At 41.5% G+C, this 22,797-nt stretch carries 23 protein-coding genes; 20 read left to right on the top strand and 3 right to left on the bottom strand.

The genetic code is table 11. The annotated features are described in order from the left end of the window. The first annotated feature begins 4 nt into the window (after positions 1–4). The 15 genes from AB4027_RS08935 (at position 5) to AB4027_RS08865 (ending at position 14,007) form a co-directional block, all read left to right on the top strand. A complete protein-coding gene (locus AB4027_RS08935) occupies positions 5–1,945 on the top strand; it encodes a V-type ATP synthase subunit I (protein WP_368645060.1) in 1,941 nt (646 codons plus the stop codon). 56 nt (positions 1,946–2,001) lie between these two features. Continuing rightward, on the top strand, positions 2,002–2,460 hold the full coding sequence (locus AB4027_RS08930) for an ATP synthase subunit C (protein ID WP_368645059.1): 459 nt from the start codon (positions 2,002–2,004) through the stop codon (positions 2,458–2,460). Position 2,461: 1 nt separating this feature from the next. Next, the gene (locus AB4027_RS08925; protein WP_091487995.1) at positions 2,462–2,770 is read left to right on the top strand and encodes a V-type ATP synthase subunit F; all 309 of its coding nucleotides are present in this window, start codon (positions 2,462–2,464) and stop codon (positions 2,768–2,770) included. Positions 2,771–2,787: 17 nt separating this feature from the next. After that, positions 2,788–3,381, top strand: coding sequence for a hypothetical protein (locus AB4027_RS08920; RefSeq protein WP_368645058.1), 594 nt, complete (start codon positions 2,788–2,790; stop codon positions 3,379–3,381). Beyond that, positions 3,378–5,144 carry a V-type ATP synthase subunit A gene (locus AB4027_RS08915; protein ID WP_368645057.1) on the top strand — a complete coding sequence of 589 codons (1,767 nt, stop codon included), beginning with the start codon at positions 3,378–3,380 and terminating at the stop codon, positions 5,142–5,144. Before AB4027_RS08920 ends, AB4027_RS08915 begins: the two co-directional genes overlap by 4 nt. An 11-nt stretch (positions 5,145–5,155) precedes the next feature. Further along, positions 5,156–6,535, top strand: coding sequence for a V-type ATP synthase subunit B (locus AB4027_RS08910; RefSeq protein WP_091487998.1), 1,380 nt, complete (start codon positions 5,156–5,158; stop codon positions 6,533–6,535). Positions 6,536–6,540: 5 nt separating this feature from the next. Next, the gene (locus tag AB4027_RS08905) at positions 6,541–7,158 is read left to right on the top strand and encodes a V-type ATP synthase subunit D (protein ID WP_091487999.1); all 618 of its coding nucleotides are present in this window, start codon (positions 6,541–6,543) and stop codon (positions 7,156–7,158) included. Between the two features lie 149 nt (positions 7,159–7,307). After that, positions 7,308–7,904: a nitroreductase family protein gene (locus AB4027_RS08900; RefSeq protein WP_091488000.1), complete on the top strand. Its 597-nt coding sequence runs from the start codon at positions 7,308–7,310 to the stop codon at positions 7,902–7,904. Positions 7,905–8,211: 307 nt separating this feature from the next. Next, the gene (locus AB4027_RS08895; RefSeq protein WP_368645056.1) at positions 8,212–8,787 is read left to right on the top strand and encodes a DUF4256 domain-containing protein; all 576 of its coding nucleotides are present in this window, start codon (positions 8,212–8,214) and stop codon (positions 8,785–8,787) included. Positions 8,788–8,901: 114 nt separating this feature from the next. Continuing rightward, positions 8,902–9,837: a D-alanyl-D-alanine carboxypeptidase family protein gene (locus AB4027_RS08890; protein ID WP_368645055.1), complete on the top strand. Its 936-nt coding sequence runs from the start codon at positions 8,902–8,904 to the stop codon at positions 9,835–9,837. Beyond that, complete coding sequence (locus AB4027_RS08885) at positions 9,824–11,146, top strand: CapA family protein (RefSeq protein ID WP_368645054.1); 1,323 nt, start codon at positions 9,824–9,826, stop codon at positions 11,144–11,146. The genes AB4027_RS08890 and AB4027_RS08885 overlap by 14 nt, the downstream gene beginning before the upstream one ends. A 248-nt stretch (positions 11,147–11,394) precedes the next feature. Continuing rightward, positions 11,395–11,874, top strand: a complete 480-nt coding sequence (locus AB4027_RS08880) for a DUF2975 domain-containing protein (protein ID WP_368645053.1) — start codon at positions 11,395–11,397, stop codon at positions 11,872–11,874. A 10-nt stretch (positions 11,875–11,884) separates the two neighbouring features. Then, positions 11,885–12,100 (top strand): helix-turn-helix transcriptional regulator, encoded by a 216-nt coding sequence (locus tag AB4027_RS08875; protein ID WP_091488004.1) that lies wholly within the window; start codon positions 11,885–11,887, stop codon positions 12,098–12,100. A 154-nt stretch (positions 12,101–12,254) separates the two neighbouring features. Continuing rightward, positions 12,255–13,703, top strand: a complete 1,449-nt coding sequence (locus AB4027_RS08870) for a bifunctional UDP-sugar hydrolase/5'-nucleotidase (RefSeq protein ID WP_368645052.1) — start codon at positions 12,255–12,257, stop codon at positions 13,701–13,703. A 70-nt stretch (positions 13,704–13,773) separates the two neighbouring features. After that, complete coding sequence (locus AB4027_RS08865; protein ID WP_368645051.1) at positions 13,774–14,007, top strand: DUF1294 domain-containing protein; 234 nt, start codon at positions 13,774–13,776, stop codon at positions 14,005–14,007. A gap of 153 nt (positions 14,008–14,160) precedes the next feature. On the opposite strand, the gene AB4027_RS08860 is transcribed toward AB4027_RS08865, so the two are convergent. Beyond that, complete coding sequence (locus AB4027_RS08860) at positions 14,161–15,165, bottom strand: EAL domain-containing protein (protein WP_368645050.1); 1,005 nt, start codon at positions 15,163–15,165, stop codon at positions 14,161–14,163. Positions 15,166–15,288: 123 nt separating this feature from the next. Beyond that, positions 15,289–15,435: a lmo0937 family membrane protein gene (locus AB4027_RS08855; protein WP_143058675.1), complete on the bottom strand. Its 147-nt coding sequence runs from the start codon at positions 15,433–15,435 to the stop codon at positions 15,289–15,291. 154 nt (positions 15,436–15,589) lie between these two features. Here AB4027_RS08855 and uvsE point away from each other — a divergent pair, with 154 nt between their 5' ends. The 5 genes from uvsE (at position 15,590) to AB4027_RS08830 (ending at position 21,279) form a co-directional block, all read left to right on the top strand. Next, the gene (uvsE, locus tag AB4027_RS08850; protein WP_368645049.1) at positions 15,590–16,849 is read left to right on the top strand and encodes a UV DNA damage repair endonuclease UvsE; all 1,260 of its coding nucleotides are present in this window, start codon (positions 15,590–15,592) and stop codon (positions 16,847–16,849) included. Positions 16,850–16,871: 22 nt separating this feature from the next. Continuing rightward, entirely contained in the window at positions 16,872–17,597 is a 726-nt protein-coding gene (locus tag AB4027_RS08845) for a tryptophan-rich sensory protein (RefSeq protein ID WP_368645048.1), read from the top strand. Between the two features lie 155 nt (positions 17,598–17,752). Continuing rightward, positions 17,753–18,751 carry a YeiH family protein gene (locus AB4027_RS08840; RefSeq protein WP_368646421.1) on the top strand — a complete coding sequence of 333 codons (999 nt, stop codon included), beginning with the start codon at positions 17,753–17,755 and terminating at the stop codon, positions 18,749–18,751. Positions 18,752–18,778: 27 nt separating this feature from the next. Continuing rightward, a complete protein-coding gene (locus AB4027_RS08835) occupies positions 18,779–19,678 on the top strand; it encodes a glycerophosphodiester phosphodiesterase (protein ID WP_368645047.1) in 900 nt (299 codons plus the stop codon). 41 nt (positions 19,679–19,719) lie between these two features. Next, complete coding sequence (locus AB4027_RS08830; RefSeq protein ID WP_368645046.1) at positions 19,720–21,279, top strand: bifunctional UDP-sugar hydrolase/5'-nucleotidase; 1,560 nt, start codon at positions 19,720–19,722, stop codon at positions 21,277–21,279. A gap of 535 nt (positions 21,280–21,814) precedes the next feature. Here AB4027_RS08830 and AB4027_RS08825 read toward each other — a convergent pair. Next, positions 21,815–22,714, bottom strand: coding sequence for a cation diffusion facilitator family transporter (locus tag AB4027_RS08825; protein WP_368645045.1), 900 nt, complete (start codon positions 22,712–22,714; stop codon positions 21,815–21,817). Between the last annotated feature and the right edge of the window lie 83 nt (positions 22,715–22,797).

Below are 22,797 nucleotides of genomic sequence, written 5' to 3'. Positions count from 1 at the left end.
AGTTTTGATAACTAAAATGAAATTTCTGACAATCTCTGGTCCGAAAGATGACATTGATCGAATGGTAGACCAATATCTTTCGCATCATGAAATTCATTTGGAAAATGCTTTGACAGAACTTTATGGAGCCAAGACACTGCGTCCATACACAAGTTCCAGTCCTTTCAAAGATTATCTTGAACGGATCAATACGTTACTGGATTATTTAGGAGCGAAAGACAGTGAACCTCCATTAACGAAAGATAAAACTTCATTGGAAACTATCCGGCATTTAATCGAACAGCTGGAACAGGATACTGACCCTTATCATCAAAAGGTCCTACAATATACGAGTCTGAGAGATAAAGAACAAGAGTCGTTGAATTTGATCGCACCCTTTGTTAATTTGGATTATCCAATAGAAAAGATCGTTCATATGGAGAATATACGCTTCAGGTTTGGTCGATTCACTCGGTCTAACTATAATAAATTTACTAAGTATGTGTATGACATTACACCGTCGATTTTTATTGAATGTGTCCAGGATGAGAATTATACCTATGGAGTCTATTTCACTCCACTGAAAAGTTTGGCTCGCGTTGATGCAATGTTTGCCTCAATGAACTGGGAACGCATCTTTATACCGGATGAATATGAAGGTACACCGCAAGAAATAGTCCTTCAGCTGAGAAGTGAATTGAAGGTCCTGAATAAACATATTTCAGATAATGAGCGGATCATCAAGACTTTGCTGACCCCTTACAAAAATGCTTTATTGAAGACAAAGCAGCGTTTGGAAAACTTGGCTCATAACTTTAATATACGAAAATACGCAGCGCTGACTCATGATGAATTTGTTCAGAAAGAAACCCGTTATTTACTGAGAGGGTGGATGACCGAAAAAGCGGCCATCGAATTCGAACAGGAGACAGAAGGAGATCCAAATGTCATTGTGATCGTGGAGGATGAAGAAGACACACAGGAAGTGACACCACCAACAAAAATCCATAATTTCAGCTTTTTCCGACCCTACGAATTATTCGTAAAGATGTATGGGGTGCCGAACTACAGAGAGTTTGATCCCACATCACTTGTTGCTCTGACTTATTCACTGCTCTTTGGAGCGATGTTCGGTGATGTAGGCCAGGGCAGTATATTGGCTGTCGGTGGATTTCTACTATATAAGTTGAAGGATATAGACTTAGGCGGCATAGTAGCGTTGGCTGGTGTATTCTCTACGATCTTCGGTTTCTTATATGGAAGTCTTTTTGGTTTTGAAGACATCATAGAACCGCTTTGGCTACATCCCTTGACCGCCATGACAGATTTACCATTTATCGGAATGATCAATACAGTTTTTGTAGCGGCCATTGCTTTTGGTATGTTTATGATAACAACCACACTAGTACTGAGTGTGGTCATTAAATGGAAGAACCATCAGAATGTTAGAGCACTGTTTGACCGTAATGGTCTGGCAGGATTAGTTTTTTATCTCTCGCTGATTACAGTTGTCCTTGTTTTCTTGAGTGGCAATCCGATTCCAGCCACACTGATTCTGCTGGTCATGTTCGGACTCCCGCTTCTCTTAATTGCTTTTGAGGAGCCTATCATTAATAAACTGGAACATCATAAAGCAGAGTCGGATAGTGGCATGGTCATGTTTATTGTGCAGGCATTCTTTGAACTATTCGAAGTACTATTGAGTTACTTTTCCAACACTATTTCTTTTGTCCGTGTTGGGGCTTTTGCAGTAAGCCACGCAGCGATGATGCAGGTCGTACTCATGCTTGCCGGTGCAGTTGAGGGAGGCGATATCAACTGGCTGGTAATCATAATGGGAAATGTTTTTGTTGCCGGACTGGAAGGTCTTGTGGTCGGTATACAGGTATTGAGATTAGAATTTTATGAAATATTCAGTCATTTTTATAAAGGTGACGGCAAACCCTTCATCAGCATTCTTAGATAAATATCTGACTTAGTTAATACTAAAATTATTATGAATTGAAAGCGAGGAAATTAAACATGAGCATGCTCATTAAACTGACATTAATTACAACTTTCGTATTAGGGTTTATATTGCCTTACTCTTACTATTTTGCAGGAAAGAAAACGCGGGGCCGCTTTAAAAAATCTCTCACGGTCAATGTACTCTCCGTTTTCAGCGGTATCGTTATTGCGACAATTCTAGCATACAACCCGGACTTATATGTATTGGGGTCTGAACTAATAGAAACACCTGGTGTTGCCGATACCGCAAATTATGGTCTGGCAACTGGTTTAGGATACATTGCTGCCGCTTTGGTTACAGGTCTCTCCTGCATCGGTGGAGGGGTTGCGGTGGCCAGCGCTGCTTCCGCTGCCTTAGGTGCAATCAGTGAAGACAGTTCGATCTTCGGTCGTTCTCTTATCTTTGTGGGATTGGCCGAAGGCATCGCGCTATATGGATTGATTATTTCTTTTATGATACTGGGACAGTTATAAAATGAAGATGTTTTTGATCAGTGACAACATCAACACCACTACAGGTATGAGGTTGGCTGGCGTCGAAGGTGTTGTTGTACATGAAAAGGCAGAAGTTCGGCAAGCGTTAGAGAAGGCGGTTCAGGACAAAGATAATGCCATCATTTTACTGACTGAAAAGCTCGGGAACGATTTTCCGGAAATTATTTCTGATATACGACTGAAAAATCAGCAGCCTTTACTTGTGGAAATTCCTGACCGATATGGTACAGGACGCCGGTCAGATTTTATTACTTCTTATATAAATGAAGCGATCGGTGTAAAACTATAGTTTAAAGAGGTGAAAAGATGGATATAGAAGAAAAAATCGACTTTTTTCGAGAAATGACTCTAAAAACTGCTGATGAGAAAGTTACGGATCAGCTGGAGTCCTTTGAAGATACTTTAAAGGAAGCTCTGGAAGATCATAAAGCCGAGCAGAGGAATAAGGCTGCAATCGAATTGGATGCAGAAAAAGATAATTTAAGAAAAGAGAGCAATAAACATCTTGCCCAGCTGCAGTTACAACAGCAAAGAGACCTGCATAAAAAACAGCAGCAGCTAAAAGAAGAAGTGTTTGTATTGGCTAAGGAACGCGTGAGTGAATTCATGCAGACAAATGACTATATTGAACTTTTAAAAAAGCAGCTGCAGGAGGCTCTGAATCTCGCCAAAGGAGAAGACATCACCTTATATATCGATTCGGTGGATTCAGACAAGAAAAATATGCTGGAAAAACATCTTGATCATGATATTACTCTTTCTGAACGTCCATTTATCGGTGGCAGTAGAGGGGTCATTCAGTCGCGAAAATTATTGATCGACAATTCATTCCTTAAGAGATTCGAAGAAGAAAAGGCGAACTTCTCTTTTGATAAAGCAGAGGAGGAGAATGCTAAGTGAAACAGTTAGGTACGATATATGGAATTAACGGACCTATAGTTTATGTCAAAGGACGAACGCTTTTTCAGATGTCTGAGAAAGTATTTGTGGGGACAGAAAAACTGATCGGTGAAGTCATTGCCTTGACGAATGAGCGCACGACTATTCAGGTTTACGAGGAAACTTCCGGCATGAAACCTGGAGAACCGGTTTTTTCTACTGGTAAACCAGTGAGTGTAACTTTGGGTCCAGGTATTTTGAATAATATTTTTGACGGTATAGAAAGACCTTTAAAGAAAATAGCAGAACAATCCGACGAATATATTCGCCGGGGGGCCAATGTACAGCTCCTTGATACAGAAAGAAAGTGGCCGGTACATGTGACTGTTGAAGTCGGTCAGGAAGTTATTGGTGGCACGATTATAGCAGAAGTACCAGAAACAAAAACGATTCTCCATAAGTCTATGGTCCCACCGAATATAGAAGGTAGAGTCGTTGAGGTCGCTGCAGATGGAGACTATACTATTACAGACCCGATCGTAAAAATCCAGCAGCTGGATGATTCAGTCGTGGAGGTTAAATTGGCGCAGGAATGGCCGATCCGAAATCCACGACCAACCAGGAGCAGGTATGAAAGTTCTATTCCTCTTGTCACTGGACAAAGAGTGGTGGATTCTCTCTTTCCTATAGCTAAAGGTGGAACGGCAGCTATTCCGGGTGGATTCGGGACAGGTAAAACGATGATGCAGCACCAGATCGCTAAATACTCAGATGCCGACATCATTATTTATATCGGCTGCGGTGAGCGAGGAAACGAAATGACAGAAGTACTGGAGGATTTTTCAGAATTGATTGATCCAAAGTCCGGGAATTCACTAATGGAAAGAACTTCTCTTATAGCAAATACGTCAAACATGCCGGTTGCGGCACGAGAAGCTTCGATCTATACAGGGACGACACTGGCAGAGTATTACAGAGATATGGGATATGATGTCGCCATCATGGCAGATTCAACATCCAGATGGGCAGAAGCCTTAAGGGAACTGTCCGGTCGCCTGGAAGAAATGCCGGCCGAGGAAGGCTTTCCTGCTTATCTGGCAAGCCGGATCGCGACTTTTTATGAACGGGCAGGATTAATGCTTAATCTGAACGAGACAGAAGGATCTGTTTCCATTATCGGAGCTGTTTCCCCTCAAGGAGGGGATTTCTCAGAGCCCGTGACACAAAACACCAAGCGGTTCGTCCGTTGTTTCTGGGGACTGGATAAGGCATTGGCACATGAGCGCCATTACCCTGCTGTTAACTGGCTCGATAGTTACAGTGAATATGTAGGCGATCTATCTGCCTGGTATCGGGACAATGTTTCCTCCGACTTTGTGGATAATCGTCGTCAGATCGTTGAAATCCTCCATCAGGAAAGTACGTTGATGGATGTCGTTAAATTGATCGGGAGTGATGTATTACCTGATGATCAGAAACTGACGATCGAAATTGGACGAGTGATCCGTCTGGGATTCCTGCAGCAAAATGCTTTTCATCCGGAAGATACCTCTGTTCCCTTACTGAAACAGGAAAAAATGATGGAAATCATACTGTACTTACGGAAACGCTGTAAAACGTTGATTTCAATGGGAATGCCGATGTCTCTGCTCTTAAGAGAGGATATTTTTTCACGAATCATTGCTATCAAATACGATGTACCTAATGATAAGCTGGATTTGTTCGATAAGTACAAGAAGGATATCGATGATTTTTATACAAAAATCATGGATATAAATGCCTAAGGAGGGATCATATGTCAATTGAATATTTAGGACTCGACTCAATTAACGGCCCTCTTGTTGTGCTGGAAGGTGTGCAGGATGCTGCATATGATGAAATCGTTGAGTTTTCGGTTCAAAGAACAGAACATAAATTGGGACGTATCATTGAAGTGTACGAAGATAAAGCCATTATTCAGGTGTTTGAGTCTACGACTAATATGTCCCTGGAAAATACACATACAAAACTAACAGGACGGTCAATGGAACTGCCGCTGGCACCGGAAATGCTCGGACGGACGTTTGATGGGATAGGACGTCCAATAGACGGATTGGGAGAGTTGAATTATGTGAGTAAAAGGGATGTGAACGGAAACCCTTTAAACCCAGTTAGACGTGAATATCCACGAAACTTCATCCAAACCGGTCTTTCAGCCATTGATGCTTTGACTACGCTGATAAGAGGCCAAAAATTACCTATTTTTTCTGGAAATGGATTACCCCATGATAAACTGGCTGCACAAATTGTACGTCAGGCCAATTTAGGTAAAGCTAATGATGAAGAGTTCGGCATCGTTTTTGCTGCAATGGGAGTCAAACATGATGTGGCTGATTTTTTCCGTCGTACTTTTGAAGAAAGCGGAGTTATAGACCATGTGACTATGTTTCTGAATTTGGCTGATGATCCGGTCGTAGAGCGTCTTATAACACCGAAAGTTGCTCTTACAGCTGCAGAATTCCTGGCATATGATCAGGGGATGCATATTCTGGTTATTTTAACAGATATGACATCTTACTGTGAGGCTTTGCGGGAAGTCTCTTCTTCCAAACAGGAAATCCCTTCAAGAAAAGGTTATCCTGGGTATCTCTATAGTGACTTGGCTTCTCTGTACGAACGTGCCGGGATTGTAGCCGGCAAGCCGGGATCCGTTACACAGATACCGATTTTGACCATGCCTAATGATGACATCACTCATCCTATCCCCGATTTAACTGGGTACATCACTGAAGGCCAAATCGTTCTGGATAGGTCGCTGGAAGGGAAGTCGATTTATCCGCCTATCAATATCCTGCCCTCCCTATCACGATTAATGAAAGGCGGGATAGGAGAAAATTATACGCGTGAAGACCATCAGTCAGTGGCCGATCAGCTGTTTGCTTCGTATTCAAAAGTAAATGATGCCCGTTCTTTGGCGTCTGTTATAGGAGAAGATGAACTTTCAGAGACGGATAAAAAGTACCTGAAGTTTGGAGAAAGATTTGAGAACCACTTCATTGGTCAAGAAGACGACGAGGATCGTACAATTATTGAAACCTTGGATCTTGCCTGGGATCTACTTCATATATTGCCACGGAATGAATTGAATCGTATTGATACCGGAATGCTGGATAACTATTTCAATAAGGGAAGGTGATTGAAATGGCAGAGGAAACGACCCCTACACGAGGAAACCTGATGCAGATTTCAAAAACCCTTGAATTATCCAACCAGGGGTATAGTTTGATGGACCGCAAACGAGTGATCCTTGTAAACGAAATAATGTCTCTTGTGGATGAAGCAAACGAGGTGCAAAAAAAGATAGATGAAACTTTCCGTGAAGCCTATGCCGCTCTTGAACGAGCAAATATAGAATCAGGGATTCACTATGTTCAGGAAATCGCCGCTACTGTCCCTGTAGAACGTTCGATTCGCATGAAAGTGCGAAGTATTATGGGCACAGAAATACCATTAGTCGAATTTGACAGACAGAAAACAAAACCGGCATATGCTTTTTACAGTACCAGTTCTTCTCTAGATGAGGCACGGATTGCGTTTGAAAAGGTGAAAGAATTAACTATTAAACTTTCAGTCATTGAAAATTCAGCCTACCGACTGGCGAATAATATTAAAAAAACTCAAAAACGAGCAAATGCACTGGAAAACATTTCTATCCCGAAACTAAAATCTGCAAAAAAATCAATTGAGAATGCTTTGGAAGAAAAAGAACGGGAAGAGTTCACTAGACTTAAAGTGGTAAAAGAGAATATTAAAGACTAGTGCATCGACGTATCGTACCACAATGGGCCCGTTTTTTTCTTCAAGGGTTTTAAAGTTTTAAACTAAAAAGAGAAATACTTTTACTAACATTAAATAAGTGTTATGATAGTAAGTGATAAAAATTACAGAAATATAAAGGAGAATGTTATTTGTCTAGTTTTGTAGATGCACTAAAGGCGCGCCGTTCGATTTATTCTTTAGGAAATGAAGTCCCCCTTTCTGAAGATGAACTTGTATCATTAGTCAAAGAAGTGGTTAGAGAAAGCCCAACATCATTCAATTCTCAAACTCAACGTGTTGTGATTCTTTTTGATGATGCACATAAAAAACTATGGGACTTTACAGAGGAATTACTCAAGCCGCTTACTCCGGAAGCCGCTTTTCCAAACACTCAAGCTAAACTGCAGAGCTTTGCAGCTGGTAAAGGGACGATCTTGTTTTTTGAAGATCAGGACGTTGTCAAACATTTGCAGGATCAGTTTGAACTATATGCAGATAATTTTCCGATCTGGTCAGATCAGTCAAGTGGCTTGACTCAGACGAATGTATGGACAGCTTTGGCTCAATATGAGATTGGAGCAAGTCTGCAGCATTATAATCCCGTGATCGATGATAAAGTAGCACAAGAATGGAATATTCCTGAAAACTGGAAACTGCGCGCTCAGCTGGTATTTGGTTCTCCTCAAGAAGAACCTGGAGAAAAAGAATATATGGCTGATGAAGATCGTTTTCGTGTTTATAAATAATAAATAGATTTCAAAAAGAACGGACACTATTACTTTGAATAGTGTCCGTTCTTTTTGAAATCACAGACTTTTTATAAGCATAATCTTTGCAGAGATTCAAACTTTCCCATACATAGTAACGTATCTCTATAGTCAATGATCCATAGAAAATGGTAAACTGTATTTAGTTAATAATAGGATCGATCCATTGCTCACAGGATTTTTATATAAATAAAACAACAGCTGGAACAATGAAATGAATGGGCTCGTTTACCAGTCCACCATCTTGATGTATGGAGTTAAAATATGATCACTAGAGGGGAATATGATGACTGAAAATAAAATCAGGAAGAATAACCTGGAAACTGAAGCTAAACAGACACTTCTATCTACATTGGAAAAACGGTTTAAAGATCATATGTACAGACATGAGGATATAATGTGGGATGAGGTTATAAACAGATTGGAAAATAACGACAGTGCGCTAGTGATACTTCAGGCTATGGAACAGACAAAGGGGGAACCTGATGTTGTAGGAAGGGATGAATCATCTGGAGAACTGCTTTTTTTTGATTGTTCCAAAGAATCGCCTAAGGGTCGCAGCAAAGTATGTTATGATGATGCTGCATTGAAAGCCAGAAAAAAATTCCCGCCAGAAACAAGTGCATTAAAAATGGCAGAGAAATTGGGGATAGAACTTCTGGATGAAACTCAGTACAGATATCTTCAGCAGCTTGAAGAATGCGATAATAAAACATCGAGCTGGATCAAGACACCTGAGAAAATAAGAGCACTGGGCGGTGCGCTGTTCTGTGATCGCCGATACGATACTGTGTTCGTATATCATAACGGGGCAGACTCTTACTACAGCTCGAGAGGTTTTAGGGGATACTTGAAAGTCTAGCTTGGAAATTAAGAGAACAATGATAAATTTGTTGAAATTAAACAGAAATGATAAAAATGTGTTAAAATATAGATGATATTTGACTTGGGAAGATTATTCAAAGGAGATTAATAAATGCTTATGAAGAAATGGTTATTGACGACAGGGACGCTCATGACCCTGATGATACTTGGAGCATGTGCTCAGACTGAAGAGGATCCAGCTAATGAACCGGGTCAGGCAGAGGTCGACCAATCTGAGGATACATTATCAGATGAGAAGGAAAATCAGCCTGAAGAAAGTAATGACGAAACAGAAAACCCATCAAATGAAGATAACGGCAATCCCGAAACAGAGGAAGATGTCGAAGAAACGAACGAAACTGATTCAGGGGATACAGGTAAAGCGAACAAGGATGAAGAAGAGCAGACAGACGTTTCAGAGAACGAGGGACCTAAACTTGATCTAGAAGAGGACATTCTGAACCCTGACAGTTTAGCAGTACTGGTGAATAAGAAATATAGCCTGCCTGAAGATTATGTACCAGAAAACTTGGTGACAGTTGAAGTACCTACTGTCCTGCCGAATCCAGAAATCAAGCAGATGAGAGAAGCTGCCGCAGATGCATTGAAAGAAATGTTTGATGCGGCTGAAGAAGAAGGAGTGATCCTTCATGCACGATCAGGTTATCGCTCTTATAATACTCAGGTCCAGCTGTTTCGAAATTATGCATCCAATCATGGAGAGGAAGCCGCAAACAAATACAGTGCCAGAGCTGGAGAGAGTGAACACCAAACGGGACTGGTCATGGATGTCACCAGTGAAAGTGTGAACCTGCAGATCACATCAGATTTCGGTGAAACAGAAGAAGGCAAATGGGTAAAAGAGAATGCACATGAATATGGCTTCATCATAAGATACCCGAAAGGAAAATCTGATATCACTGGTTATGTTTATGAACCCTGGCATCTGCGCTATTTGGGGGAAGAACTGGCCACTGATGTCTATGCAAGCGGCCTGACCTATGAAGAATACTTAGTTGAGAGGGGGTTAGACATTGAGATCCAATAATAGAAGAAGCAGTAAACGCACGGGCATCATACTGGCCATCGTTGGTCTGATCATTGTCCTCCTTGGGGCTGGTATTTTTATTTATGCCAATCCGTTTGAAACTAACGAGAATACAGCCGAGACCACAGAAGAAGTCGAAGAAACACCGGAGAATTCCGGTGACGATCAGACAAGTGAAAATGGCGAAAATGATGAAACAGACGAAGGGGATGCAACGGCCCAGGAGCCCGAAGAACCTGAGGAAACATTCATCGATATCCAGATTTCCGCCGTAGGTGACGTCATGGCTCACGGCAATCAGTTGATCGCGGCAAAAAATAACCCGGAAGGTGTCTATAACTTCAACTCGGTTTTTGAAGATATCAAGCCGTTTATCGAAGAAGCGGATCTGGCACTGGCTAATCTGGAAACGACGCTGGCAGGAGATTCTAGAGAGTACAGCGGCTATCCTCTATTCAATGCACCGGATGCACTGGCTGATGCTCTTTTATATGCCGGTTTCGACACGATCGTCACAGCGAATAATCACAGTCTGGATACACGGGCAGAAGGCTTGAGACGAACGGCTGAAGTGATCGAAGAAAAAGGAATGGATGCCATAGGTACATTCAGTTCCCCTCCTGACCCGGATGAACGTTATTTGATCAAAGATGTTGAAGGAATCAAGGTAGCAATAATCGGCTATACAGAACATTTGAATGGACTTGATTCTCAGTATTCTGCTGAAGAAGTCGACGCAATGGTCAATACGATAGATGAAGCGCAAATGGTTGCTGATATTGAGAATGTCAAAACACATGATCCGGATATCATTGTAGCTTATATGCACTGGGGCAGTGAATATTCCCGAGATCCCAATTCAATACAGACAACCAATGCTGAAATTCTGGCTCGTGAAGGTGTAGATATTATTTTCGGCAGTCACCCGCATGTGGTCCATGAAGCAGAATTCATTGAAGTCGATGGCAACGAAGCCTTTGTCACTTATTCGCTGGGGAACTTTGTATCCAATCAGCGTAGAGAAACACTGGGCGAAGGAATGGAGCCGACAGAAGACGGAACTATTGTAAATGTTGATATTCAGAAAAATGAACAGACTGGGGAAACAACGATCGAAAGTGTAGACTTTATACCGACCTGGGTCTACCGTCACAGTGATACAGGAAGCGCACCGTATACGTATCGTATCCTTCCGATTGAATCTGCGCTGGAGGACTCAAACATGTCTGAAAGCTACAAAGAACGTATGAGAGGGTCTTATGAAAGAACAAGGGATAGAATCAACATGGATGAGCCGGATACAGAATAAGTATGATCTGAGTATATATCTTGATAGCTTAAAAAGCGGATGCCGGGGAGACCTGGATCCGCTTTTTTGTGACTTATCGATGCGCCGACTTTGATAAATTTAGAGGACGTAGTATGATTTTCTCCTGTGAACGATTTATTTATCGTTTAACATTCATTAACTTTTATTTAAGTTCAACAATTATTTATTGATATTCGATAAATATAGAGATAAAATGAAGGAAATGACTTAAATAGGAGTGTATGTATATGAAGAAAGAAACATGGGTATTAAAGATTGCTGTCATATTTATTATGTTACCGGTCTTAGCTATTATAGTTTTCGGTTTTCCGGCAATCATCCGTGATGCGGCAGAGAGCAGTATGCAGATGGCGATCGTACTGTATGGCATTCTTGCAGCATTATCACTCAGTATTTTCCCATTCGCAGCGGCTTTATTTCAATCATTTAAACTGCTGAATTATATTGACCACAATGAAGCCTTTTCAGATAAATCAGTCGATGCATTGAGAAAAATCAAGCGTTACGCCTTTTCCATTGCTGCTGTTCATGTATTGAGCTTTCCACTCTACTTCATTGTAGGTGAAGTGGACGATGCACCTGGAGTTATTCTGATTGGGCTCACGTTTGTTTCAGCACCGGCAGTCATCGCTGTTTTTGCAGCAGTTCTGGAAAAACTACTGGAAAATGCTTTAGATATAAAAAGAGACAACGAGTTAACGATATGAGGGGGTTCCTATGGCTATACAAGTAAACTTAGATGTTATGCTGGCAAAACGAAAGATGAGTGTCACAGAACTCTCAGAAGAAGTGGGTATCACACTTTCAAATATTTCCATTTTAAAAACGGGAAAGGCAAAAGCAATACGGTTCTCAACACTCAATAAAATCTGTCAGGTTCTTGAGTGTCAGCCGGGAGATATCCTTGAGTATATAGATGAAGAAGATCAGTAACTTCAAGAGGTATAAGTTTTATATCGATTTCCTTTAAAAAGGATTCTAAAAAGAGAGAACGAGCAAGTTAATAGTCTAGGCTGAATATTCCCTATATAATAGATTTAATCGAAAACATCTGATATGTACCACTAACCTATATGGAGGGAATTTCATGTCTACCAACACTAAAAATCTAACGATCGTTCAAATGAACGATACTCATGCTTATTTTGACTTGCATCCGGAATGGTTTTTTGAAAATGATCAGTTTGTTTACCGTAAAGCAGGCGGTTATGCCCGAATTGCTACTCTTTTAAAAGAAATACGAGAAAATTCCAACGATGTTCTTTTTTGTGATAACGGAGACACACTGAATGGAACGATGCCGGCAGTACGGTCGGAAGGTGAAGCTGTCATCCCAGTTTTAAATGAACTGGGCATCGATGCGATGACACTGCATTGGGAATTTGGTCACGGCCCGGAAACGCTTATCGAAAAATCAAAGAAACTGAAGGTTCCCATGCTCGCCGACAATGTGTACAAACTGGACGACGATAAGCGTCTCTTCCCGGCAAGCATTGTAAAGGAATATGGTGACTTGAGCGTTGGTATCATTGGTATTGCGTCCAACATCGTTGACAAGACCATGCCTGATTCTTTCAGCAAAGGGCTCAGGTTCACACTAGGTAAAGATGAACTGACTGAAATCATTCGTGACCTTAAAGAAAATAAAAAAGCTGACCTGATCGTGCTGCTCTCTCATCTGGGCTTTCCTCAGGATATCAAGCTAGTCAATGAAATTGAGGGGATCGATGTATGCCTGAGCGGTCATACGCATAACCGCCTTTTTGAACCAGTTATTGAAAACGACACGATAGTGATCCAGTCAGGCTGTCATGGCTCATTCCTCGGTCAGCTGGACTTGGAGGTAACGGACGGACGGATCACGGATTTCAGTCATCAGCTGATCGAAGTGTCCGAAGACATCGAGCCCGATCCAAAAATTTCGAAAATTATTGAACAGTCCCTCTCTCCATACAAAGATGAGCTCGCTGCCGTTGTCGGAGAAACAAAATCAGCTTTGAATCGTGCAACGATGCTTGAATCGACGATGGATAACTTTCTTTTATCCGCGATAAAAGAAAGTACAGGAGCTCAGATGGCCTTTTCTAATGGCTGGCGATATGGAGCCCCGATCGTTCCGGGACCAGTAACGATGAACGATTTGTATAATATCACACCTATGGATCCGCCTATCATGACGGCTGATCTAACCGGACAAGAACTACTTGATATGATCGAACAGAATCTGGAACGTTCATTTGCCTCTGATCCCTATGAGCAGATGGGTGGTTTCGTCAAACGTTCTTTAGGATTGAAAGTTTATATAAAGATCGAGAATCCAAAAGGGCATCGTATCCAGGCTCTATATGTAGGGGATGAGCCGGTCAAAAAGACCGAAACATATAAGGTCGCCTACATTACGAAACAAGGCGTTGGCGATGATTTCGGCAGCAATAAAGAAAGATTTAACAGGCATGCAATTGAGAGCATGAAAGCATATCTTGAAAAGCATAGTCCAGTGACTATTGATTATCTCGACACTTACAAACCTGTATAAGAAAGATAGGTGAACGTTCATTTTAGACCTTACTTTATTCCAATCACTCCTGCTTGCAGCGATAGGGGCAGTGAATCTATTTACCCTTGCTCTGTTCTATGTCGATAAGCAGCGCGCGATAAAAAGAAAGTATCGTATTCCTGAGAAGAAACTTCTAGTTTTTTCATTTGCCTTCGGGGGGCTCGGGGCATGGTGCGGTATGGTCTTGTTCAGGCATAAAACCAAACATCTGTTATTTAGAATCAGTCTCCCTGCAGCGGCACTGATCACGGTTTTAACAATCATCTTTGTATTGAACAAGTAAAAAACCCCCAACCTGCGGAAGGATTTCTCAGGTTGGGTCTTTTTTGTAATCATTTATTGGACAGTCTGAAATTGTCTCATTGAGGATTGGATCATTTCTTTCAGGTTTACCCATATGCCTGTCTTTCCGTTTCGGAACTGAGTCTTTTTGCTGTTAGAACTGATTTAAATCAATGACCTTTTCTTCGAGCGGATCTGGAAGAGGCTTTCCGAATAAATAGCCCTGAAATAAATCATAACCTTTTTCTTTCAGCCACTTAAAGTCCTTTATATCTTCAATGCCTTCAGCTAAACACAAGGCACCGTACTTTTTGGCAGTACTTAAAAATGCACTGGCTATAGCCTGTTTTTTTGTAGAGCGACTCACACCTTGAGTAACAGTCATATCGAGTTTTATATAAGGAGGCTTTAACTCGTCAAGTAACCCAAGGGTATTATAGCCTGATCCCACATCATCAAGAGCATAGTTAAATCCATTGTTCCGATAGTATGTCAGTATGGATTTCAAGTGTTCTACATCATCGACTTTCTCAGTCTCAACGACTTCAAAAATGAAACGACTACTCTCGATAGACAAACTTTCTGCTAGGGCAGTCGTTGTTCTCAAACAATACTCTGGCTCATAAATGGCCGTGGGGATGAAATTGATAAAGGCTTTTTGATGGTCGTACAATCGCTTGACCTGTCTGACTCCCTGCATCCGGCACAGACGGTCGAGTGCGAAAGTCCGGCCCCGCAATTTTGCGGCAGGGAAGACTTTATCCGGATAAATGATCGTCCCCTCATCGTCAAAAAATCTCGCCAGCATTTCATAAGCGTAGATTTTGCCATTACTAGCAATGATCGGCTGGAAATACATCTGAATATTTTTAGATTCTATAAGATCATCAAGCCAAGAAGAATGACGGTATTCGTCGAAGCGGTCCAGAGACAACCAGTCTTTGTAAGGTGCTTTGAAGAAAACCTTGGAATCGAGGTTCATTTCTCTTAAAAAATCCACTAAATCATTGCTGGCTGGTTCAGTAGTATGTAAGATATTTTTATTCCAGGTGTAGGAGGAGTTATGGTGAATGAAATCTCGGATGATTATATCTTGCAAGTGTCGCGGCAATTTAAACGATAAGCCGCTCTCAGTTGACTGACAGTTGGGGCATTGCATAATTATTCTCCTTTTTATACTATTTTATCATCAATAGAGATAAAAAGGTATGATGAAATCAAAAAGGCAGTCCAGGTAGATCTACCCACCTGGACTGCTTTAAGTTAGTCATATATCACTCTGTCACGGTTTTCTTCTGCCAGAAATCATGTTCCAGATAAAGACCAGTAAGGCAATGACAAGAAGAATATGGATTATTCCGCCTCCAATTTCAAAAATCAGTCCTAATAGCCAGAACAGGATCAATAACCCAATCAGTGTCCACAACATTGTATGACCTCCTCATTTTTTGATAATTTTATTATACCAAATAACTTTTATATTTATGAATAATAAGCCTCGTCTATTCAGTTCTTATTATTCGTTTCAAGTGATTGTGAATGGTAAACTTATAGTAGATAACTATTGAGAGAAGGAGAGGCACATGAGTATAGGCTATGCATGTTTGACGAAGGGCGTACCGGAAGCCAATTACAAAACCTGTCGAAAAAGTAATGCGACAAACGAAAATCTGATATCTCTGATCGAACATAACCTCAATGTTTTAGAAAGGATGATCGATTATAATCACCAGGAGGGGATCAGGCTATTTCGTATCAGTTCGGATATCATCCCCTTCGGTTCGGACTTCCTTGTCAATGATTTGGACTGGACAAAATTATTTGAAGCTTCATTTACCCAGATCGGTGAGAAGATAAAACGCTACAGTATTCGGGTATCGATGCATCCCGGCCAGTATACCGTTTTGAACTCACCCAGAAAAGAAGTAGTCGACCGGGCGATCGATGACCTTACATACCACACACTTTTTCTGAATGCTCTGGGCGTGGATGCAGAGAGTAAACTCATTCTGCATGTTGGCGGTGTCTATGGTGACAAATCAAGTGCGATGGACCGATTTGCGGTTGTCTATGAACAATTGGATAACCGCATAAAAGAGCGGCTCATCATTGAAAATGATGACCGGTCTTATACGATCGAAGATGTATTGTCTCTAAGCCGGCGGACTGGCGCCCCTGTCGTGTATGATAATCTTCATCACAGGTTGAATAACGATGGCGAGCTCTACTCGGATGCTTATTGGATAAATAAAGCAAAAAAGACCTGGCACAAAAAAGACGGCCGTCCCAAAGTACATTATTCCCAGCAGCAGCTGAATGGAAGAGAAGGGGCCCATTCCCAATTTATACGCATCGATGAGTTTATGGCTTTCTATGAAGAGGTCAAACCGAGTGATGTGGATATTATGCTGGAAGTAAAAGACAAGAACCTTTCCGCAGTCAAGTGCCATTTAGCCACAACGACTGAACCTAAAATAAAGGATCTGGAAAAAGAATGGTCACGCTATAAGTACACAGTACTGGAACGCTCCCCTGAGATTTATGCAAGTATAAGAAATCTATTAAAAGATAAGTCTTCCTATCCCGTGATTCAGTTTTATCGTCTGATCGAAGCAGCGCTCAGTCAGGATATCGATATGAATAAAGCGATAAACAGTCTGGATCATGTATGGGGCTATCTGAATAAACAAGCCACAGCGAAAGAGAAAGAGCGGTATCGGAAATATAAAGCTGATATTTTGGAAGAACCGAAGAATCTCGACAGAGTCAAACGCTTTTTATATAAACTGGCATTAAAGTATAACGAGGCTTATCTGCTTGGATCCTTATATTTCGAATTATAGGACTTTAGAGGAGGGTATAACAATGACAATCAAAAAGAGACTAGGCATTATTTACAGTGTTACGTTCATCCTTATGCTGGCTGTCAATTACTTGACAGCTACAGATGTGGGGATGGTTGCTGACGAAAATCCGGCGATCATTCAACCCGCCGGTTACGTCTTTTCGATCTGGGGAGTGATATACTTATTACTGTTTGTCTGGATCGTCCGGATGTTCTTTAAACATAATGATAGTGATCGTGTTTATGAAAGCATTCATTACTGGCTCGTGGCCAATTTTATTCTGAACGGATTATGGATCATTGCATTTACACAGCTTTGGTATCTAACTTCGGTCATCATAATAATCGGATTGCTCGTTACATTGTTCGTTATCTATAAAAAAATATCACATGTTTCGACAAACTGGTTTGACCGGGTACCCTTCTCCATCTACTTTGGATGGGGAACAGTCGCAACGATCGTAAATATCGTGACCTGGGTCAAAGAGATGGGCGTAGAAGAGGTAGTCGGATTTAACGAATACCAGTGGACTCTGGCTCTCCTTATTATCGGAACCGGCATCGCCGTTTTTGTTTCTCTGGTACATCATGACTGGCTTTATCCATTAGTTTTTGCCTGGGCTTTTGCTGGAATCATAGTGAGAAATGATTATGAAATGTTCTGGCTGACAGTCGTCTGTGGCGTAAGTATCCTGATCCACCTGGGTATCTCCTTGTATACGGGGATCAAACGGGCAAGAAGATAGGCAGTAAATCATCCTTCACTTCAAGGGAAGTACAGTTATTTGTACATTTCCTTGGGGGAAGGTTTTTTGTTTGCACACAAGTTTCCCTTAAGAATAGTCAAAAAAATGGTATAATAATTCAAGACTTATATGGAAGGATGACAGATGTGCAGCAAATGTTAAAAGTATTACCAGGGATCATCTTATCCTTAATGATCGCCATACTGGCTGTTTACATAGAAAGTATTTTGCCGGGACACTATATAGGATCCACGGTAATTGCCATGTTTCTGGGGATTCTTTTCCGTACCGTTTATTATGACGAGGACCGGCTCCAGGAAGGTGTCCAGTACGCTTCCAAAAAAATCCTAAAAGGAGCGATCATTTTATTAGGGGCTTCTTTGAATTTTTCTATTATATTGGAAGTAGGGAGCCAGACTCTACTTGTGCTGGTCTTTACACTTCTGACAGCATTCGGTGGAGGATATCTCTTAGGCAGATTATTCAATATCAACTGGAAATTGAGTAACATGATAGCTGCCGGGACAGCTATCTGTGGAGGCTCAGCCATCGCTGCACTGGCTCCGGTCATCGAAGCGGAAGACAGCGATGTATCCTATGCTATTTCGTCCACGTTTTTATTTGACGTCTTGATGATCGTTTTATATCCGATCATTGGGACTCTGCTTTCATTAAGTGACACCTTTTTCGGTTATTGGGCCGGGACATCGATCAATGATACATCAAGTGTCGTTGCAGCAAGTTTTGCTTTTTCTGAAGTTGCCGGAGAAGTGGCAACGATGGTCAAGCTGACACGTACGTTAGCGATCATCCCGACTGTTCTGATATTCTCGACTATTTATTACAGAAAAAAACGGGAACAGCCGCACTTGAGAAAAGCAAGAGTCTCATTATCTGGTCTGGTTCCATGGTTTATCATTATATTTGTCCTGATGGCCCTTTTCAATTCAGTAGGGGTGATCAGTCCGGAAGTATCTGGTGGAATGAAAACGGTCAGCCGCTTTTTGATGGTTGTGGCTCTAGCAGCCATTGGACTTAAAACGAATATTTCTGTCTTCATTAAAACGGGGTTCAAGCCCTTTATCCATGGGTTTATCTTGTCGTCTCTGGTAGTTGTCGTGTCATATATCGTCGTTTTTTTCGTCATTGGCTGATTTTTATTGTTTTGGAGAGTGAGAAACATGAAAAAAATGTTGAAAGTTTTCGGAATCATATTGATAAGTGTATGCATGCTCTGGTTCCTGCTCTTTTTATTTCCGCTGTCTTCAAAGACTGATCATGCTTATTTTGAAGTCGAAGAAGAACCACTTGTCATCGCCCATCGGGGAGGAAAGGCCCTGGCACCTGAAAACACACTGGAAGCATTTAGAAATGCATCCGAAATCGGTGCTGATGTACTGGAGTATGATGTGCATATCACAGCAGATGGTCACCTGGTCGTCAACCATGATGATACGGTGGACCGCACGACAAACGGTTCCGGGAACATCAATAAAATGACCCTGAAAGAAGTGAAAGCATTGGATGCCGGTTACCATTTCGAAGATGAAACCGGTGACTATCCCTATAGAGGGACCGGTGTACAGATCCCTACAGTGGAAGAGGTCTTTTCGGAATTCGGCGACAAGAAACACCTGATCGAACTCAAAGATACCAATATGCCTGTTATGTATGGTGCACTGGTCGATGAGATGTGGAATCATATTCAAGACTATGACATGAAAGAGAATGTTTTGATTGCCAGTTTCGATCACGATATCAACCTCAGATTTGAAGATGTATCAAACGGTGAAGTGGCCATTGGGGCAGGCGAGGAAGAAACACGTCATTTCGTCATGATGCACAAAGCGTTTCTCAACGCTCTTTACCAGCCCAAGGCTTCTGCCTTCCAGTTGCCCACTGAAAGAGAAGGATATGATCTGGCAGACTGGAAACTGATTCGTGGGGCAAATAATCGGGGCATGCATGTTTATTACTGGACGATCAATGAGGAAGAGACAATGAAAGAGCTCATAGAACTGGGTGCCCACGGTATTATGACAGATGATCCGCGTCTACTATTGAATGTGTTGTCAGAGTGAGAGAATTAGTTGAAAAAATTACAGACAGAGAGGGACATTGGATGAAGCTGACTTTATTTGAAGCAAGTGATATTCATGGTTATGTCTATCCCACAGACTATCAGTCTCGTATCCAGGATGCGGAATATGGCTTACTGAAACTTGCTTCTTTATTGAAAAAGGAAAGAAAGGCAGCGACAGGAGCAAGCCTGGCGATTGAAAATGGAGACATCATTCAGGGATCTCCCTTCACGCATTATCTCGTCAAGCACAAACATTCTGCCGGACTTTTAATGGAAATCGTCAATGATCTTAAGTTCGATGCCGGAATCATTGGCAACCATGAGTTTAATTATGGTCTGGAATACCTGGAATCTGCAGTATCATCAGCAGATCACCCTGTTTTATGTGCCAATATCCTGACGGGTGAAGGAAACACAGCTTTCGGTGAACCGTATAAAATTTTTGAGTTAGAAGGCATAAGTGTGGCGGTTCTGGGGTTGACTACGCAATACATACCGCACTGGGAACATCCCGAAAACTATTCGGGACTGACTTTTGAGTCAGCTTTAAAAACAGCAAAAACCTATGTCCCTCTGTTGAAAGAAAAAGCAGATATCGTCGTGGTCAGTTACCATGGCGGATTTGAAAAAGACCTCCATACGGGTCAGCCGACTGAAACACTCACAGGAGAAAATGAAGGATATGCTATATTAAGTGAAGTTCCCGGCATCGATGTTCTTCTTGCCGGACACCAGCATCGGCTCATTGCAGAAGTGGTCAATGGTACAGCTGTTATAATGCCGGGCAGTAAAGGTGAATATCTTGGGAAAGTCGTACTCGACCTGGAGAAAACTAAAGGGAAAGTAACGATCAAGTCGATGGAAGCTGAGCTGCTGTCTGTTAAAAATGAACAATTGGATGAACAGCTTGCTGCGGAATATCTTTGGGTGAATGATGAGGTGGAAGACTGGCTGGACCAGCCGATCGGACGTGTTGAAGGCGACATGACGATCGACGATGTTGAAACAGCGAGAAAAGAAGAACATCCTTATATCGAATTCATTCAGCGTGTTCAAATGTATTATTCAGACTGTGATATTTCAGGTACAGCTTTATTTAATAATAGGGTCAAAGGATTCTCTAATTCGGTCACGATGAGGGATGTCGTTTTAAATTATATTTACCCTAACACGCTGGCTGTGTTGAGTGTTTCAGGACAGGATCTGAAAGCAGCGCTTGAACGGTCTGCGTCCTACTTTACACTGAATAATGAAAACGAAATAGTTGTAAATCCGGAGTTCATGGATCCGAAACCGCAGATGTACAATTATGACATGTACGAAGGCATCGATTATGTCATAGATGTGGCTCAACCGGAGGGAGAACGTATTGTTTCGTTTATGTATCAGGGTAGAGAGATTCTGCCTGAAGACAGTCTTGATATCGTCATTAATCAGTACCGTGCCGTCGGTGGAGGCAACTACACTATGTTCGAGGCGGGTAAAATAATACGGGAAGTGACGATCCCCATGAATGAATTGATTGGCGATTATTTTGCAGCTTTTTCTCCAGTAAAAGCTGGAGTGAATAATAATTTCAAAGTCATATCTTCAAAATAAAGAGGATGGGAAGAATAACTCCCAGCCTTTTTGTTTTGTGAGGTCTTTTTTAGAAAGAAAAATAATCTCATGATTGATTATACTGTAGTGCGACCAGTTCCTGGAGAATCACAGCTTTAACTGGTTGCTAAACAGCTATTGTGACCACTTCTTGGAGAATCACAGCATAAACTAGTCACAAAACAGCTATTGTGACCACTTCCTAAAGGATTACAGGATTAACTGGTCTCAATAAGGATATTGCGACCAGTTCTTGAAAAATTTTTAGCGTAAACTCGTTACAATATTGTTAGATAAACATAGGAAGAAGCTGGGAGACATGTCCCAGATTCGTTTACGAGAAATCGTAACTATTTGCTGATAAGATAATCCATAATGCAGTTCGATATATGCGAGTCGTTAACAACTATCAGTAGAAATAGATTCTATATACTCTGACTATCTGAACACGTTCGGGAAAATCATTACACGTTTTAATGAAAAACAGCAGGTACAACCTCTATTAAAGGTTATACCTGCTGTTTTTAGTATGTTATCACATTTGTTCCCGATTGAACTGTTCTGTTAAATCAAAAGGTTCCACATGCACATCTGTATGCATCACATCGAATTCTTCATAAAGCAATTTTTCGATGATTTCGGTGATGTCATGACCTTCCTGCACGGTCATCTCGCCATCCACTAGAATAGTTACATCCACATAAGTATTCGCTCCGTACATCCGCGCTTTTATCGACGGCACGCTTTTTACTCTAGGGATCATGAGTATTTTGCTTTTATAAAGGTAAAGATGTTTATCTTTGAACCCATCGGATAATGAGAAGGTACTTTCCTTAAATACTTCCACACCCGTTTTGACAATGATAATAGCGACGATGGAGGCCATGATACTGTCCAGCCACACCCAGCCGATAGAGGCACCCAAAATAGCAGCAGCCGTCGCCAGACTCGTCAGACTGTCCGCCAGATTATCCTGAGAAACAGCCTTTAAACCAGTACTTTTTGCCTTTTTTGCTAAATTCAGATTGTAGCGATAGAGTATAAACAGTATTAAAGAACTGATCAGCGCAACGACAGCAGCCAGCCGGTTAGGCGGGATCAGTTCACCTCTATAGAGGCGTATGATACTGCTTTGGAATACCTGAAATCCCACAAAAAGCATAATAAAGGATGTGATCAGGCTGGCTATGGGTTCGGCCTTCCAATGGCCATAAGGGTGATTTTCATCAGCAGGTTTTCGTGCGGTTTTCAGTCCCACCAGAACGGTTACAGAGGAAAGGACATCGGTCAGATTATTAAACCCGTCGGCTGATAAAGAGGTCGAACGCATAAAGTAACCCACTGCCAACTTTACAACAGCAAGAAGAACATAAACAGCGATAGAAACTCTTGCACCTTGCTCGGCGATTTTGACACGTTTTATTTGGCTTTTCAAACTATCCCTACTTTTTCATTAGTTCATTCGATATTTTTCAATATACTTATTTATTCTATAAGAATGACAGTGAAAAAACAACA

It is taken from the genome of Alkalibacterium putridalgicola (assembly GCF_040959045.1).
Lineage (GTDB): Bacteria > Bacillota > Bacilli > Lactobacillales > Carnobacteriaceae_A > Alkalibacterium > Alkalibacterium putridalgicola.
The sequence above is the reverse complement of the archived record's forward strand: the minus strand, read 5'-3'. Positions and strand labels throughout refer to the sequence as shown.